1 protein-coding gene is annotated in these 1,698 nt (G+C 35.1%); it reads left to right on the top strand.

Annotation, left to right across the window (positions count from 1 at the left end):
- The first annotated feature begins 369 nt into the window (after positions 1-369).
- The gene (locus DMB91_RS08700) at positions 370-1,479 is read left to right on the top strand and encodes a Cj0069 family protein (protein ID WP_034907058.1); all 1,110 of its coding nucleotides are present in this window, start codon (positions 370-372) and stop codon (positions 1,477-1,479) included.
- Positions 1,480-1,698 lie beyond the last annotated feature (219 nt).

Below are 1,698 nucleotides of genomic sequence, written 5' to 3'. Positions count from 1 at the left end.
TCAAATCAATGAAAGTGTAGCTCATATAGAAAGTGTGACTCAAGATAATGTTAAGATTGCTAATGATAGTTCAGTGATTTCTGATACGGTGAATGATATTGCAAGAAATATACTTGAAGATACTAGGAAGAAGAAGTTTTGATGAACCTTGATATATAGTTTGCGGAGTAAATCTGCAAACTATCTAAATCACTTTTCAAAATTTGTTTTTTATGCCAGTTTTTAACCTTAAAGAGACTTTTTGGCTGCGGCTTTACAAAACTACACACGCACTTTTAAAAATAAAAATAATCCTTGGTTTAATAAGTATTAAATCAAACTTCAGTTACAATGAAAAATGAATAAATCCAAACAATAAAAGGAGAATAAATGAAAAAAAACATAGTGTTTTTTGAAGCAAAAGGTGGAAGCGACAAGGGTCCTGATGGATACAGAAAAGATACCATGCCTATGGTCAATGCTCTTAAAGCAAAGGGTTGGAATGCTGAGGTGGTATTTTTTACTGATGAACTTTTACGCAATGAAAGCGAAAGAAACAAAATTTTTGAGCATGTTAAAAACACCGCTGATGGCTATGTATCAAGAGTAAATCCGGGCAATTTAAAAGAAGAAAAATTGTATTTTGATGTTTTAAGAAAGCTTTGTGATGCTGGACTTGTAGGCATGCCTCATCCTGATGCTATGATAGGATATGGAGCAAAAGATGCTTTAACTAAGCTTGCTGATACAAATTTGGTGCCAAGCGATACTTATGCGTATTATGACCCTGCTGAAGCAAAAAGAATAGGCGTAAATTTTAGCAGCAAACATGATTTTAAAAAAACCTTCCCTACGACTCTAGCAAAAGGAGAACGTGTTTTAAAACAAAACAGAGGCTCAACTGGAGAGGGAATTTGGCGTGTAAGGCTTGAAAATGCAAGTGATTATAACAAGGTAGCAAGCTTACCACTTGATACAAAGATTATTTGCACGGAAGCAAAAGATAATCACACAGAAGAACGCAAACTTGGTGAATTTATGGACTTTTGCGAGCATTATTTGGTAGGGGATAATGGCATGCTTGTAGATATGACTTTTTTACCGCGTATTAAAGAAGGTGAAATTCGCATTTTAATGCTTTATAAAACGCCTGTTTATGTGGTGCATAAAAAGCCAGCTGAGGGAGGAGATGCCTTTTCTGCTACGCTTTTTAGCGGGGCAAAATACCGCTATGATGAGCCAAAAGATTGGCAAACTTTAATAGATTGGTTTCTAGCCCAGCTTCCACAAATTCGCTCTAAGCTTGGAAATTATGATCTACCACTTATCTGGACAGCTGATTTCATCCTTGATACTGATGAAAATGGCAAGGATAAATATGTGCTTGGCGAGATAAATTGTTCTTGCGTTGGCTTTACAAGTCCGGCCGAGTTTATGGAAAAAATCGCTCTTATGGTAGGCGATACTATCATTGATATCGTAAGCGAGAAAAAAGCGTGATTTTAAACCAGCTTTAAAGCTATATAAGCTTAATACTATTGCATTTTATCTAAAGATCGACAAGGAAAAAACTTGTTGATCTTCTTTTAAATTCAAAATAAGATTAAAATTTATGTAAAATTTAAGTAAATTTTGCTATGATCCTAATTGCCCTTTTTTAGACCTGTGCAATACTATCTTAAAGTACCGCTTCAGGGTGGGAACACAGCAGAGCAACTT

Source organism: Campylobacter sp. MIT 97-5078, from assembly GCF_006864455.1.
Classification (GTDB): Bacteria; Campylobacterota; Campylobacteria; order Campylobacterales; family Campylobacteraceae; genus Campylobacter_D.
The sequence above is the reverse complement of the archived record's forward strand: the minus strand, read 5'-3'. Positions and strand labels throughout refer to the sequence as shown.

Coding starts and splice junctions, on each gene's coding strand:
- DMB91_RS08700 (WP_034907058.1), top strand. CDS start 370: ATGAAAAAAAACATAGTGTTTTTTGAAGCAAAAGGTGGAAGCGACAAG.